At 40.6% G+C, this 16,930-nt stretch carries 7 protein-coding genes and 1 tRNA gene; 5 read left to right on the top strand and 3 right to left on the bottom strand.

Annotated features, from left to right (window positions below):
* The first annotated feature begins 80 nt into the window (after positions 1-80).
* The 5 genes from H1225_RS13370 (at position 81) to H1225_RS13350 (ending at position 14,192) form a co-directional block, all read left to right on the top strand.
* Positions 81-3,608, top strand: coding sequence for an Ig-like domain-containing protein (locus H1225_RS13370; RefSeq protein ID WP_239739158.1), 3,528 nt, complete (start codon positions 81-83; stop codon positions 3,606-3,608).
* The gene (locus tag H1225_RS13365; protein ID WP_239739156.1) at positions 3,602-9,370 is read left to right on the top strand and encodes an Ig-like domain-containing protein; all 5,769 of its coding nucleotides are present in this window, start codon (positions 3,602-3,604) and stop codon (positions 9,368-9,370) included. The genes H1225_RS13370 and H1225_RS13365 overlap by 7 nt, the downstream gene beginning before the upstream one ends.
* 102 nt (positions 9,371-9,472) lie before the next feature.
* On the top strand, positions 9,473-10,726 hold the full coding sequence (locus H1225_RS13360; RefSeq protein ID WP_161707020.1) for a TolC family protein: 1,254 nt from the start codon (positions 9,473-9,475) through the stop codon (positions 10,724-10,726).
* 24 nt (positions 10,727-10,750) lie between these two features.
* Positions 10,751-12,916: a type I secretion system permease/ATPase gene (locus H1225_RS13355; RefSeq protein WP_161723766.1), complete on the top strand. Its 2,166-nt coding sequence runs from the start codon at positions 10,751-10,753 to the stop codon at positions 12,914-12,916.
* Between the two features lie 16 nt (positions 12,917-12,932).
* The gene (locus tag H1225_RS13350; protein ID WP_161723768.1) at positions 12,933-14,192 is read left to right on the top strand and encodes an HlyD family type I secretion periplasmic adaptor subunit; all 1,260 of its coding nucleotides are present in this window, start codon (positions 12,933-12,935) and stop codon (positions 14,190-14,192) included.
* Positions 14,193-14,368: 176 nt separating this feature from the next.
* Here H1225_RS13350 and H1225_RS13345 read toward each other — a convergent pair.
* The 3 genes from H1225_RS13345 to H1225_RS13335 form a co-directional block, all read right to left on the bottom strand.
* Positions 14,369-14,444 (bottom strand) — tRNA-Phe (locus tag H1225_RS13345).
* A gap of 294 nt (positions 14,445-14,738) precedes the next feature.
* Positions 14,739-15,311 (bottom strand): division control transcriptional repressor DicD, encoded by a 573-nt coding sequence (gene dicD / locus H1225_RS13340; protein WP_161669513.1) that lies wholly within the window; start codon positions 15,309-15,311, stop codon positions 14,739-14,741.
* 183 nt (positions 15,312-15,494) lie between these two features.
* The gene (locus tag H1225_RS13335) at positions 15,495-16,820 is read right to left on the bottom strand and encodes an anaerobic C4-dicarboxylate transporter (RefSeq protein ID WP_161670876.1); all 1,326 of its coding nucleotides are present in this window, start codon (positions 16,818-16,820) and stop codon (positions 15,495-15,497) included.
* Between the last annotated feature and the right edge of the window lie 110 nt (positions 16,821-16,930).

Genomic DNA, 16,930 nt, shown 5'->3' with positions numbered 1-16,930 from the left:
AATTCTTAATAAAGAAATTTTTTAAATAAAAAGAAAGTATCTTCTGTTTAGAAGTTCTATTCTAATGCTAGGTAATTATTATGAAATTTATCTTTTCTGAAAAAAATTCAGATATACAAGTGCAGTTAAATCCACATGCAAAGCATGTAATAACGGCAAAGCCAAATGAGGTTTATCAATTATTTGATTCTGAAACAAATCTTTCACCACTAGATATTAAAGCACTTCGTAAATCGGATGATCTTATTTTATCTAGTAAAGAACAAGATATTGAAGTTGTAATTAAAGATTTCTGGGAAGAATGCAAACCAGGAGAGCAACAGTGTTATGCAACTTTAAATGTCTTAGATCAAAATGGAGTAATGGGGGAAGCCACTATTACTCAAGATGGTCCTGTTTTAGAGAATTTAGTTGCTGGTGAAACAGGTACTCTTTCTGATAATGATAATGGAATTGGCCTATTTTTATGGGCTGTGGGTTCTATCGGTAGTGCATTAGCGATCTTTTTAGCTAATAGAAATCATGGTAGTGACAATAAAGGTAATGATGCAGATGTCACTGCACCAAGTAAACCGGGATTAACAGCTGAAGATGATGGTTCTGTTTCTATCGATTTACCAAAAGATGCAAACAAAGGTGATTCTGTAGATGTTACTTTTGAAGATGAAGATGGTAATTCAAATACTGTCACATTAGAGAAAGACGATAATGGCTGGACATCGAGCAATCCGGACTTAATTCCTGATACAGATAACGATCAGGTCACTATTCCTAATGACAAGATAAAAGATAATAGCGACGTTACCGCAAGTTCAAAAGATCCAAGTGGTAATAAAAGTGATGATGTTACTGTAACAGCAAAACCAGATCCTGTTACAGATGTACCAGTTTTAAGTATTCCAGAAGTGGCGGATGGCTATGCAAATGCGGATGAGCTGAAAGACGGTTTACAGGCCGAAGTCACCTTACCAGCAGGCACTGTGGAAGGCGCAGAAATTACATTAACTATTACTCGTCCGGATAACACCACTGAAACTATTACACATACCGTCACGAAAGATGAAGTCACGGCGGGTAAAGTGTCAATGGATATTCCGAAAGACGCAGTACAAAACGGCCAAAATAGTGTTGATGTCAGCTTAACCCAAGGTAATAACCCAGCCAAACCAGGGAATAAAGTGGAGTTTGCCACTGATGGACAAATTCCCGGGGATACCGACGGTGATGGTGTGGTAGATACAACACCGGTAGTGACTATTCCAGAAGCGGCAAATGGTGTGAATGCTGATGAGTTAAAAGACGGCGTACAAACCGAAGTGACCGTACCGGGTGGTAGTGCAGCGGGTGACACACTGACACTGACTATTACCAAACCTGATGGTAGCACTGATACCGTTGAACACACACTGACAGCGGATGAAGTAGCAGCCGGTAAAGCGGATGTCACTATTCCAGCGGATAAAGTGACAGCGGATGGTAACTATTCAGTTACTGCGGAAATCACCGATCCAGCAGGTAACACCAGTGGTCAAGGTCAACCAACTGACTTTGCTGTTGATACACAAATTCCGGGGGATACTGACGGTGATGGTGTGGTAGATACAACACCGGTAGTGACTATTCCAGAAGCGGCAAATGGTGTGAATGCTGATGAGTTAAAAGACGGCGTACAAACTGAAGTGACCGTACCGGGTGGTAGTGCAGCGGGTGACACACTGACACTGACTATTACCAAACCTGATGGCAGCACTGATACTGTTGAACACACACTGACAGCGGATGAAGTAGCAGCCGGTAAAGCGAATGTCACTATTCCAGCGGATAAAGTGACAGCGGATGGTAACTATTCAGTTACTGCGGAAATCACCGATCCAGCAGGTAACACCAGTGGTCAAGGTCAACCAACTGACTTTACTGTCGATACGGTGGCACCATCGGCACCGGTATTAAATGCGGAAGACAACGGTTCTGTTTCCGTTGAACTGCCAGGAGATGCCAATAAAGGTGATACTGTTGAAATTACGTTTGAAGATGAAAACGGTGATAAACAGACTGTAACAATGGAGAAAGGGGATAATGGCTGGACATCTAGCGATCCTAATTTGATCCCAGACAGTCAAGGTAATAACACGACTATTCCGTCTGATAATGTAAAAGATAACAGTGAAGTGACCGCAATTGCTAAAGATCCAAGTGGTAATAAAAGTGATCCTTCGACTGTCACTTCAAAAACAGATGGTGTTACAGATGCTCCTGTGTTGACTATCCCAGAAGTGGCAGATGGCTATGCAAATGCGGATGAGCTGAAAGACGGTTTACAGGCCGAAGTCACCTTACCAGCAGGCACTGTGGAAGGCGCAGAAATTACATTAACTATTACTCGTCCGGATAACACCACTGAAACTATTACACATACCGTCACGAAAGATGAAGTCACGGCGGGTAAAGTGTCAATGGATATTCCGAAAGACGCAGTACAAAACGGCCAAAATAGTGTTGATGTCAGCTTAACCCAAGGTAATAACCCAGCCAAACCAGGGAATAAAGTGGAGTTTGCCACTGATGGACAAATTCCCGGGGATACTGACGGTGATGGTGTGGTAGATACAACACCGGTAGTGACTATTCCAGAAGCGGCAAATGGTGTGAATGCTGATGAGTTAAAAGACGGCGTACAAACTGAAGTGACCGTACCGGGTGGTAGTGCAGCGGGTGACACACTGACACTGACTATTACCAAACCTGATGGCAGCACTGATACTGTTGAACACACACTGACAGCGGATGAAGTAGCAGCCGGTAAAGCGAATGTCACTATTCCAGCGGATAAAGTGACAGCGGATGGTAACTATTCAGTTACTGCGGAAATCACCGATCCAGCAGGTAACACCAGTGGTCAAGGTCAACCAACTGACTTTACTGTCGATACGGTGGCACCATCGGCACCGGTATTAAATGCGGAAGACAACGGTTCTGTTTCCGTTGAACTGCCAGGAGATGCCAATAAAGGTGATACTGTTGAAATTACGTTTGAAGATGAAAACGGTGATAAACAGACTGTAACAATGGAGAAAGGGGATAATGGCTGGACATCTAGCAATCCTAATTTGATCCCAGACAGTCAAGGTAATAACACGACTATTCCGTCTGATAATGTAAAAGATAACAGTGAAGTGACCGCAATTGCTAAAGATCCAAGTGGTAATAAAAGTGATCCTTCGACTGTCACTTCAAAAACAGATGGTGTTACAGATGCTCCTGTGTTGACTATCCCAGAAGTGGCAGATGGCTATGCAAATGCGGATGAGCTGAAAGACGGTTTACAGGCCGAAGTCACCTTACCAGCAGGCACTGTGGAAGGCGCAGAAATTACATTAACTATTACTCGTCCGGATAACACCACTGAAACTATTACACATACCGTCACGAAAGATGAAGTCACGGCGGGTAAAGTGTCAATGGATATTCCGAAAGACGCAGTACAAAACGGCCAAAATAGTGTTGATGTCAGCTTAACCCAAGGTAATAACCCAGCCAAACCAGGGAATAAAGTGGAGTTTGCCACTGATGGACAAATTCCGGGGATACTGACGGTGATGGTGTGGTAGATACAACACCGGTAGTGACTATTCCAGAAGCGGCAAATGGTGTGAATGCTGATGAGTTAAAAGACGGCGTACAAACTGAAGTGACCGTACCGGGTGGTAGTGCAGCGGGTGACACACTGACACTGACTATTACCAAACCTGATGGCAGCACTGATACTGTTGAACACACACTGACAGCGGATGAAGTAGCAGCCGGTAAAGCGAATGTCACTATTCCAGCGGATAAAGTGACAGCGGATGGTAACTATTCAGTTACTGCGGAAATCACCGATCCAGCAGGTAACACCAGTGGTCAAGGTCAACCAACTGACTTTACTGTCGATACGGTGGCACCATCGGCACCGGTATTAAATGCGGAAGACAACGGTTCTGTTTCCGTTGAACTGCCAGGAGATGCCAATAAAGGTGATACTGTTGAAATTACGTTTGAAGATGAAAACGGTGATAAACAGACTGTAACAATGGAGAAAGGGGATAATGGCTGGACATCTAGCAATCCTAATTTGATCCCAGACAGTCAAGGTAATAACACGACTATTCCGTCTGATAATGTAAAAGATAACAGTGAAGTGACCGCAATTGCTAAAGATCCAAGTGGTAATAAAAGTGATCCTTCGACTGTCACTTCAAAAACAGATGGTGTTACAGATGCTCCTGTGTTGACTATCCCAGAAGTGGCAGATGGCTATGCAAATGCGGATGAGCTGAAAGACGGTTTACAGGCCGAAGTCACCTTACCAGCAGGCACTGTGGAAGGCGCAGAAATTACATTAACTATTACTCGTCCGGATAACACCACTGAAACTATTACACATACCGTCACGAAAGATGAAGTCACGGCGGGTAAAGTGTCAATGGATATTCCGAAAGACGCAGTACAAAACGGCCAAAATAGTGTTGATGTCAGCTTAACCCAAGGTAATAACCCAGCCAAACCAGGGAATAAAGTGGAGTTTGCCACTGATGGACAAATTCCCGGGGATACCGACGGTGACGGTGTGGTAGATACAACACCGGTAGTGACTATTCCAGAAGCGGCAGATGGTGTGAATGCTGATGAGTTAAAAGACGGCGTACAAACCGAAGTGACCGTACCGGGTGGTAGTACAGCGGGTGACACACTGACACTGACTATTACCAAACCTGATGGTAGCACTGATACCGTTGAACACACACTGACAGCGGATGAAGTAGCAGCCGGTAAAGCGGATGTCACTATTCCAGCGGATAAAGTGACAGCGGATGGTAACTATTCAGTTACTGCGGAAATCACCGATCCAGCAGGTAACACCAGTGGTCAAGGTCAACCAACTGACTTTACTGTCGATACGGTGGCACCATCGGCACCGGTATTAAATGCGGAAGACAACGGTTCTGTTTCCGTTGAACTGCCAGGAGATGCCAATAAAGGTGATACTGTTGAAATTACGTTTGAAGATGAAAACGGTGATAAACAGACTGTAACAATGGAGAAAGGGGATAATGGCTGGACATCTAGCAATCCTAATTTGATCCCAGACAGTCAAGGTAATAACACGACTATTCCGTCTGATAATGTAAAAGATAACAGTGAAGTGACCGCAATTGCTAAAGATCCAAGTGGTAATAAAAGTGATCCTTCGACTGTCACTTCAAAAACAGATGGTGTTACAGATGCTCCTGTGTTGACTATCCCAGAAGTGGCAGATGGCTATGCAAATGCGGATGAGCTGAAAGACGGTTTACAGGCCGAAGTCACCTTACCAGCAGGCACTGTGGAAGGCGCAGAAATTACATTAACTATTACTCGTCCGGATAACACCACTGAAACTATTACACATACCGTCACGAAAGATGAAGTCACGGCGGGTAAAGTGTCAATGGATATTCCGAAAGACGCAGTACAAAACGGCCAAAATAGTGTTGATGTCAGCTTAACCCAAGGTAATAACCCAGCCAAACCAGGGAATAAAGTGGAGTTTGCCACTGATGGACAAATTCCCGGGGATACCGACGGTGATGGTGTGGTAGATACAACACCGGTAGTGACTATTCCAGAAGCGGCAAATGGTGTGAATGCTGATGAGTTAAAAGACGGCGTACAAACTGAAGTGACCGTACCAGGTGGTAGTGCAGCGGGTGACACACTGACACTGACTATTACCAAACCTGATGGTAGCACTGATACCGTTGAACACACACTGACAGCGGATGAAGTAGCAGCCGGTAAAGCGGATGTCACTATTCCAGCGGATAAAGTGACAGCGGATGGTAATTATTCTGTTAAAGCAGAAATCACTGATCCAGCAGGCAACACCAGTGGAAAAGGTCAACCAACTGACTTTACTGTTGATACGCAAATTCCGGGGGATACCGACGGTGATGGTGTGGTAGATACAACACCGGTAGTGACTATTCCAGAAGCGGCAAATGGTGTGAATGCTGATGAGTTAAAAGACGGCGTACAAACCGAAGTGACCGTACCGGGTGGTAGTGCAGCGGGTGACACACTGACACTGACTATTACCAAACCTGATGGTAGCACTGATACCGTTGAACACACACTGACAGCGGATGAAGTAGCAGCCGGTAAAGCGAATGTCACTATTCCAGCGGATAAAGTGACAGCGGATGGTAACTATTCAGTTACTGCGGAAATCACCGATCCAGCAGGTAACACCAGTGGTCAAGGTCAAGCAACTGACTTTGCTGTTGATACGCAAATTCCGGGGGATACCGACGGTGACGGTGTGGTAGATACAACACCGGTAGTGACTATTCCAGAAGCGGCAAATGGTGTGAATGCTGATGAGTTAAAAGACGGCGTACAAACTGAAGTGACCGTACCGGGGGGTAGTGCAGCGGGTGACACACTGACACTGACTATTACCAAACCTGATGGTAGCACTGATACCGTTGAACACACACTGACAGCGGATGAAGTAGCAGCCGGTAAAGCGGATGTCACTATTCCAGCGGATAAAGTGACAGCGGATGGTAACTATTCAGTTACTGCGGAAATCACCGATCCAGCAGGTAACACCAGTGGTCAAGGTCAACCAACTGACTTTGCTGTTGATACACAAATTCCGGGGGATACTGACGGTGATGGTGTGGTAGATACAACACCGGTAGTGATTATTCCAGAAGCGGCAAATGGTGTGAATGCTGATGAGTTAAAAGACGGCGTACAAACTGAAGTGACCGTACCGGGTGGTAGTGCAGCGGGTGACACACTGACACTGACTATTACCAAACCTGATGGCAGCACTGATACTGTTGAACACACACTGACAGCGGATGAAGTAGCAGCCGGTAAAGCGAATGTCACTATTCCAGCGGATAAAGTGACAGCGGATGGTAATTATTCAGTTACTGCGGAAATCACCGATCCAGCAGGTAACACCAGTGGTCAAGGTCAACCAACTGACTTTGCTGTCGATACGGTGGCACCATCGGCACCGGTATTAAATGCGGAAGATAACGGTTCTGTTTCCGTTGAACTGCCAGGAGATGCCAATAAAGGTGATACTGTTGAAATTACGTTTGAAGATGAAAACGGTGATAAACAGACTGTAACAATGGAGAAAGGGGATAATGGCTGGACATCTAGCGATCCTAATTTGATCCCAGACAGTCAAGGTAATAACACGACTATTCCGTCTGATAATGTAAAAGATAACAGTGAAGTGACCGCAATTGCTAAAGATCCAAGTGGTAATGAAAGTGATCCTGCAACAGCAACGTCTAAAACAGATGTATTGCCAACAGTGAGTATCAGTGTTGATACAACATCAACGAATGCTAACGGCGACAAGGTTAGCGGAAATGCTTCTGTTTCTGGTGAGGCAATTGACGTTCCAGCAACCATTGAAGACAACGATGATACTACCGGATTAGTGTATACCGTTGCTCTGGATTATGCTGCAGCACAAGATGTGACTGTAACCATAACCTTAACAAATGGTGCAGGTTATGCGAGTGCACAGGATTATTCAACGCTTGCTGGCTCTCAGCACAACGGAAAAATTGCCCTGCATGGTGACACTGGCAAAGTAACGTATGATGGTGCATCAACAGTAACGGTTGTTATCCCTGCTGGCTCTAAGAGTGTTTCATTTATCGTTGATCCAACAATGGAAGCTAACCAAAATGCATTCAATGCAGAAGGTATGGAGAAAGTACTTGCAACCATTACGGGAACATCTGATAACGCTACAGCTGTAACCGAGACAGTAAATAATGCAGGTGCTTCAGCAACCGGTGTTATTTATGATGGTAACCCAATTTCATTACGTAATCTGGATGGTGATTTTACGCTGAAATATTCATTATCATCATCTAAAGCGGGAAAAGGTGATTTTGGATATACCATCGGTGCGACTAGCGGTGATTCTGACCCTATGTTAACAACTGATTATAACGATACAGTTTATGTTGGTTATTATCAGGATGGTAGCGAAACTTCATCATACAGCAATGTGGCTAACTCACAGGATAATGGGCCTGATGGTACAAAAACAGATGGTAATCAAAGTATTACAACTGTTGATTTAGGGGCTGGCGATGACCTGATGGTGGTTCGCGGTAATATGTTAACCAATACCCGAGTCTATGCTGGTGAAGGTAACGATACCTTTACTATGGATGGTATGAATACAGCGTTGCGTGTTATGTATGCTGGTAGTTACCTCTTTATGGAATCAGGGAACGACACGGTTACCATTAAACACACTGGGGTAACAAATGCTGGTCAAATCTATCTTGGCTCAGGCAGTGATACGTTTACTCAAGGGGATGCTAACTCTCAAAATGATACCAAATTATCCGGTTTATTAGATTTGGGTAGCGGTATTCAAGGTCAGTCAAATCTGCCAAAAGAGTATCTTGCTATTTATCAGGATGGTAGCGATTTAAGTCTGGGTAATGACACTAATATTGACGCAGTTACGGATGTTAATACTGTCACTATTTATGGCTCTGTATCTGGTGAAATTTTAGGTGGATATGGTAGTGATAATATCACTATCACTAAAAATCTGACTGGTAATGTTTCTACCGGTGATAATGCAGATACTTTAACTGCTGGGTGGATTTATGGTGGTGCTACTGTTTCTATGGGGGATGGTAATGATACTGTTACCGTTACTGAGGGAGCATATAACGCCACTATTTCACTAGGAGCTGGTGATGATGTATTTGATTCCACTAGTGCAACTTTAGGTTCAGCTGCGACAACCATTGATGGTGGTGAGGGGAATGACACAATCAAAATTGGCACTATTTCAAATGGTAATATAACCATTGATGCGGGTGCTGGTGATGATATCGTTGTTCTGACAAAAGACTATGATACCAAACCTATTGGTAATCAAGGTTCCATTAACGGTGGAGAAGGTAGTGATACTCTGGTTCTGGCAGGTAATATTTCTGTCAATCTAGCTACAGGGAAGAATGAAGGTATTACTGGCTTCGAGAAAGTGGATATGACTGTTGGCAGTAATCTGAAAGCAGACAATTCATCTCAAACCATTAAATTAACAGTATCGGATGTATTGGGAATAAATGACCATTCAACGCTTTATATTTCCGGTAATGCCAATGATAAAGTTGATTTAGGGGCTGATGATGCAAGAAGTTTAGGAACATTTACTGCAACGGCCACAACTGTTAAAGCAACGGCGTTAGATGGCACTGAGCATACTTACACACTTTATAGTAGTGCAGGTGGTGCTAATGTCTATATCGATAATAATATTATCGATAATGGAGGGGTTATTTAATTATCTGTTGTAATTAAATCTAAGGCTGCTCATTCGAGCAGCCTTATTAGCCAATCATAAATTTCTATATTTAGATTGTATTTTTTATTAGAGGTAATATCTGTGTTTTCTATAAATAAACTCAAAATAATAACGTTTGTTATTTTTGGAGGCGTATTATTTAATGCACATGCAAATTCTTTAAAATACATATTAAATAACGCATTAAATAATGCACCAGAGTTATTAGAAGCTAAAGCCGATATAGATATATCTGTTGCAAGAGTTAATCAAGCTAGAGCTCAACATTTTCCAGTAATAAGCGTAACTGGAAATAAATTATTAGGGCAATATCATCGTGATGAAAGTGATTATGATAATAATAGTTTTACTCCAGGACTAAGGGGGGAATTAAATCTCTATTCTTTTGGTGGAATAGAAAATGATGTTGAACGTAATGAAAAAGAACAGCTTTATTATCAATTTAAATATAATGAAACCAAAGAAAATGTCGCTTACACCATATCAGACCTCTATCTAAAAGCGTTATTAGCTAAAGAATCTATTGCGGTAAAGAAAAAGAGTTTAGATAGACATAATAAGATTATATCTGAATTAAATGTAATAGCTCGTAATGATGAAGGGCGTGTTTCTGAATATGTTCAGGCAGAAGCAAGAAAAATATTAGTAGAACAAGATATTAATTATTATGAAAAAGAATTAATGACAACGTTAAGTACTTTATCAAAATATACTGGATTTCCGGTTGGAGAGAGTGATCTTGTTAATCCTTTTTCTGACATGACAGTCAGCGATATGTACAGAGATTTTACTGCGGAAAATAATAATCAAAATCCTGCCTATCTTGTGAGTCAGGCTGATATCGATGCTAAAAAATTGGGCGTTAAAGTTGAAAATAAAAAACAATTACCGAAAATTAATTTAACTGGAAATATAACTGAAGATGATCGTCAGATAGGCATTGATGTGACATGGGATATTATTAATTTTTCATCATTATATTCTATTGATGAAAAAGTAAGCCAGTTAAATGCAGCTCAACAGCGAATGGATAGGGTTATTCGAGATATTGAAGAAGCAAGGCGCTTATCTGTAATTAATATTCAAAAAAGTACTCAAAAATTAAAGATATTAGATGCACAAATTTTATCATCGACAAAAGTCGTCGATTTTTATCAATTGCAATTTAATGTTGCTCGCCGTTCTTTGTTAGATGTTTTGAATGCAGAAAAAGAGCTATCTGATGTTGAATTATCTTATGCCACCACATTGAGTGATCTTAGGTATGGAATGCTTGATTATTTATATGCGCAAGGAACACTTTCTCACTGGGCACTTAATTCACTCGCACATTAATAAATTAAGGTAAATATTGTAGTTATGAAATTGATCATAGAAGGTCTTTCTCTTACAACTCAGTTATTAGGCACACATTTATCCGTGGCTACACTAACTGCACATACAATCCGTACCGCAAAGATGGGAATTGATTTTTCATCACTGGTTGAATATCTGAAGAGTGAAGGATTTGAAAATACATTATCACAACGCTTATTGGATGATATTCCCTCTCTGGCTATGCCAGTCTTATTATTATTAAAAAATGAAGATAGTGCTGTTTTAACGGAAATTTCATTTGATGAAAGTGGACAGCGTAAATATAAAATTCAGCAAATCGATGGTTTATCTGTATGGTTAACTCAAGCGGAATTAAATGAAAAATATTTAGGTTATTGTTGGTTTATTAAGCCTCGTATTGCAACAGATGTACGTTCAGAGTTGCCTGAATATACAATGCCTAAAGCATGGTTTTTTAAAGTTATATGGCGCTTTAAAAAATATTATTATCAAATTATTCTTGCCACTTTTGTAATTAATTTTCTAGCACTTGTTAGTTCATTATATGTCATGAATGTTTATGACAGAGTAATACCAAATAAGTCATATCAAACTCTCTGGGTTTTAAGTATTGGTGTAATTATCGCGATATTATTTGAATTTACAGCAAAGATGATCCGAGGACGGTTAACGGATATTGCAGGTAAAAAGGCTGACTTAATTATCAGCTCGGCTTTATTTAGAAAAGTGACAAATCTTAAATTACAGGAAAGGCCTATATCATCTGGCTCCTATGTTAATAATTTACGAGATTTTGAATCTGTCCGTGATTTTATGACGAGTGCAAGTTTATTAACATTAGTTGATATGCCTTTTTTAATTTTATTTGTCTCTGTCATTGCACTGGTTGGGGGAAGCTTGGCTTTGGTGCCACTTACGATAATTCCACTGGTTATTATTATTGGTCTTTTAGCTCAGATACCTTTATCAAAATATATTAATGAATCAATGAAGGAATCGTCACAAAGACAAGGATTAGCAGTAGAAGCGATTGAAGGCATAGAAACGTTAAAAACGAATAATGCAATGAATTGGGCTCAAAAGCGTTGGGATTATTACACAGCCAAAACAGCTTCTTCATCAATGAAAGTTAAAAATATCAGTAATTTTGTTATTTATTTTGCAGTTATGATGCAACAGTTAAATACGATATTTTTAGTTATTATCGGTACTTATTTGATTCATAGTGATGATCCTGCAAATAAAATTACGATGGGGGCGTTAATTGCAACGGTTATTTTATCTGGTAGAGCGTTATCACCATTAGGGCAAATTGCGGGTTTAGCTGTGCGCTTTCAACAGGCCTGGGTCGCCTTAAAAGGTGTAAATGGTATTGTTGAGCGACCTTCAGAACGTGAACCTGATAGGAAATATATTACGCTAAAACAAATGAACGGAAATATAAAATTCCAAAATGTTTCATTTGCTTATAGTCAAGATACTAGCAGTGTAGTGAAAAATTTATCATTTGAAATAAAGCCGGGTGAAAAAGTTGGAATACTCGGACGTATTGGTAGTGGTAAATCAACGACTTTAAAATTAGCTGCCGGACTCTATCCAGCAGAACAAGGAAGCATCACATTAGATGATGTCGATATTCGCCAAATAGATCCTCATTATTTGCGTAATCAGGTTTTGTTGTTAGAACAGGCGCCAAGATTATTTTTAGGTAGTTTAAGAGAAAATCTTGATTTAGCCCGTATGGATGGTTTTTCTAGTGATCAAGATTTGATTGTGGCATTGAAGCGATTTGGCTTAGACAAAGTCATTAAAAAGCATCCAAGAGGATTAGATATGTCCTTGGGTGAGAATGGTTTGGGTCTTTCTGGTGGGCAAAAACAGATTGTTGCTTTGGCTAGAATGACGTTGCGAAATCCTAAAGTGGTTTTACTGGATGAACCAACAACGGGACTTGATCAATATTCAGAAATTCAGGCATTAAATGCCATTTCAGCATGGTGTCGTGCAAGAACATTATTGGTTGTTACTCATCGACCTCAGGTTCTGAGTATCGTCAACCGAATAATTGTTGTTGATAACGGTAAAGTGGTGATGGATGGCCCCAGAGATGCGGTCTTACAACAGTTAGCTAAAAATGAAAAAGAAAAACAAATAACTGTTCACTCAAAAGCCAAAACAGATAAGTAAGATTGAGAATGTTGAAATGAATGAATTAAATAAAAAACAAGTGACATCGCCAAGTCATCCTAAAGAAGCTTTTTCTAATAAAGATTTAGCATTGCTCAATGACTTACATGCGGCACTTCAGCACGAAAAGCATCATAAGAGCTTTATGATGATCACAATGTTACTGATTTTTTTGATTATTTTTGTTATTTGGGCGTGGAACAGTAGCCTTGAAGAAGTGACTCGAGGCCAAGGTAGTATTATTCCGAGCAGTCGAGAACAGATCATCCAGACATTAGATGCTGGCATATTAAAAAGTATGGAGGTAAAGGAAGGGGATATTGTTGAGAAAGGGCAAGTATTGTTGACTCTAGATGATACCCGTTCATCGGCTATTTTAAGGGAAAGTGAAGTGAAGGTTGATAATCTGGAAGCTATTCGGGCAAGACTTAAAGCGGAGGCTTATTCTATAGAACTTAAATTTCCTGAGGGATTAGCTACTGATTTAGTGGAGCGTGAAACAACCGTATACAATATACGTAAAGAGGCACTGGAGTCAGGGATAGATAATTTACAAAAAAGTAAAGCCTTATTAGACAGAGAGATTGCAATAACAAGGCCTATTGTTGCACAAGGTGCGATGTCTGCTGTGGAATTATTGCGAATGGAGCGACAGTCAGCTGATATTCAATCTCAGATAAATGAAAAGAAAAATAAATATTTAACGGAAGCAAGTGCTGAGTTAGTTAAAACAGAAGCAGAATTAGCTCAGGCAAGGGAAAATATGGCAGGGCGTGCTGATCCGGTTGAACGTGCATTAATACGTGCTCCATTAAGAGGGATTGTTAAGAATATACGTATTAATACTGTTGGTGGGGTAATTTCTGCGGGGCAGGATATTATGGAAATTGTTCCATTAGAAGACCAACTATTAGTTGAGGCATATATCAGCCCAAGAGATGTTGCTTATGTTCGCACAGGAATGCCAGCATTAGTTAAACTGACCGCATATGATTACGCTATTTATGGTGGGTTGGAAGGTGTTGTTACTTTAGTTAGCCCTGATACATTACATGATCAAAAGAGACCCAGTGATTTAAAACTAAACCAAGATGAAGCGTTTTATCGTGTGCTAGTCACCACACAGAGTAGTCATCTTACTGACAAAAATGGAAAGGAATTACCTGTTATTCCTGGGATGATTGCGAGTGTGGATATTAAGACGGGTGAAAAAACAGTATTCCAATATTTGATTAAGCCAATAACCAGGATGAAACAAGCATTACAAGAAAGATAATTCTATTTTTAATCTCATGCGGTCTTGTTCGTATAATAAGGCTGCATGAGAAATAATGTTTTCTGAGAACAAGAAAAGTCATAATTCAATAAAAGGATTTTCTCATTTAAAGGGATATTGAAAATGATGAAGCGTAGAAAGCAAAAAACCAGCCCTAAGGCTGGTTTTTCTAAAGATGGTGCCCGAACTCGGAATCGAACCAAGGACACGGGGATTTTCAATCCCCTGCTCTACCGACTGAGCTATTCGGGCTAACGAGGCGCATTAAACCGTATTCAGCCGGATGCGTCAACGTCTTTTTAATAAAAAATGCAAAAATAAGTTTGTTTGCTTTCTTTTTATTCTATTCACGTTTAAATTTTCATCATAAGCTATTTTTTAGTAAAAAATGCTTAAATAACAATCAGTAAAGATATCCACTTTTTTGCATGTCAAAGAGAAATTTTTCTCTTTTTTGATGATTTAATTTCTTTTTTGCTACTCTATAGAAAGAAATTGAGGGGCGCGAGAAAATAACTCATTTCTTTCGTTTTCCAACATTCAACACTAACTTAATGCGCCATTTTTACGGCATTGAGCTATCTTAAGAATATCCTCTGCCAATAATTTTGCTGTAATAATATCATCAGCATGATGATTCACCATTAAACGGCTTAAACAGCCTTCTAAGATGAGTTCCATCTGTTTAGCAACTAACTCGCTGTCTTCGATATCAAGCTCGCGTAGTAGCGTTCTGGAGTAATCAAATGAGCTTTGTTTTTGACGTTGGCTTAATTGGTGGATTTGAGCGTGTTCATCCGGGTATGCGCTACATGCTGCAACAAATAAACAACCAGGAAAACGGTTTTTCTCTAAACGTATGGCGAGCTGATCATAACGTGCCAGTAATTTTTGTTCGATAGTCAGTTCTTCATCTAACATCACTTGGCGTTGCCAAATATCAATTTGCTGCCCATGATGGCGAAGACAATCAAAAATTAAGGCGTCTCTATCCGGCCAGAATGGATAAAGTTGAGATTCATTGATACCCGAATCTTGAAGAAGCTCTGGTAAAGTCGCCGCTAAGCCATATTGCTCTAACTGGATAAGTACGTGGTCTAATAACGCTTCACGTTGCACGGAAATCTCCTTAAATCACGTTGTCGCGGGAACATCATAATTAGCAGACTTTAACTAAAAATGAAAGCAAGAGGCGACAGGGTAAAATGAAAATACCCCATCTTGCGACGGGGTATTTTCTTGTTTTTTATTTTTTGTAAGCGCTAGGCGCTTTTTTGCAATGTTTTAATTTTTTACTTCAAACTACAGGAGCATACCACCGAAGAGGAAACCAAATGCAACGGCTAATACCACACCAATTGTACCAGGGATAAAGAATGGGTGGTTGAAGACTAATTTACCGATACGGGTTGTACCTGTGTCATCCATTTGAACTGCCGCAACCAATGTTGGGTAAGTTGGCAGGATGAACAGACCAGAAACCGCAGAGAAAGATGCTATTGCAGTTAATGGAGATACACCTAGCGCTAAAGCCATTGGCATTAATGCTTTTGCTGTTGCTGCTTGTGAATATAACAGTGCAGAGCAGAAGAAGAAGATAACGGCTAATAACCAAGGATGGCCAGTGATTAAATCACCCGCAGTCAGTTTGATCCAATCAATGTTGCTTGAAACAAAAGTATCACCTAACCATGCAACACCCAGAATACAGATACATGCACTCATACCTGCTTTAAAAGTACTTGAGTTGAGGATGGTGTCAGTTTTCACTTTACAGAAAACAGTGATAAGTGTTGCAACACTCAGCATGATGATCAGAATAGCGTTAGTTGTGTTCATTAACGGTTCTTTCACAATGCCTAAGCTTGGGCTGTTGATGATTGCATAAGTAACAACACAGACAACACCTAGTAAGAACAGCATTACAGATGATTTAGCACCTGGTAATGTTTCTCTGCGCGCTTGGCTACCACGTAACTCAACCAGACCTTGTTCTAAACGCTCACGATAGACTGCATCATCAGACAGTTTTGAGTTAAATACCCAAGACACGATGAATGACATCAGAATAATAGCAAGGAAAGTCGCTGGTAATAAGATAGACAGCAGAGTGATGTAGCTTACAGTGTTACCTTCACCGACCATTGCAGGGTTTTCCATGACAGATGCCATGTAGACAACCGCTGCAGAGATAGGTGATGCAGTAATACCGATTTGAGCTGCAACAACACCAGTTGATAAAGGACGGCAAGGTTTGATGCCTTGTTCTTTTGCAACTTCAGCGATAACTGGTAGTGTTGCTAAAGAGATGTTCCCTGTACCTGCAAATAGAGTTAAGAAATAAGTCACAATTGGCGCAAGAATTGTGATGTATTTTGGATTACGTCTTAACAGTTTTTCAGTTTGGCCAACAAGATAATCCAAACCACCAGCAACCTGCATCGCAGAGATTGCGGCAATAACAGCCATAATGATGGAGATAACATCAAAAGGGATTGAACCAGGTTTAACACCGATAGCGGCTAAAACTAAAACCCCTAAACCACCGGCAAACCCGATACCAATTCCCCCAAGTCTCGCACCGAGGAAAATGGCCAGCAGAACGATAATCAATTCTACGGCTAGCATAGCGTTTACTCCTTGAGATAATTAAAAAAATGAGAAAGATAAGTTAAATTTTTGTTTTTACAATCAAGTAAAAAGGCACGTCTCTTAAAGAGTCCGTGCCTTGTATTTTT

It is taken from the genome of Proteus penneri (assembly GCF_022369495.1).
GTDB classification, from domain to species: domain Bacteria; phylum Pseudomonadota; class Gammaproteobacteria; order Enterobacterales; family Enterobacteriaceae; genus Proteus; species Proteus penneri.
The sequence above is the reverse complement of the archived record's forward strand: the minus strand, read 5'-3'. Positions and strand labels throughout refer to the sequence as shown.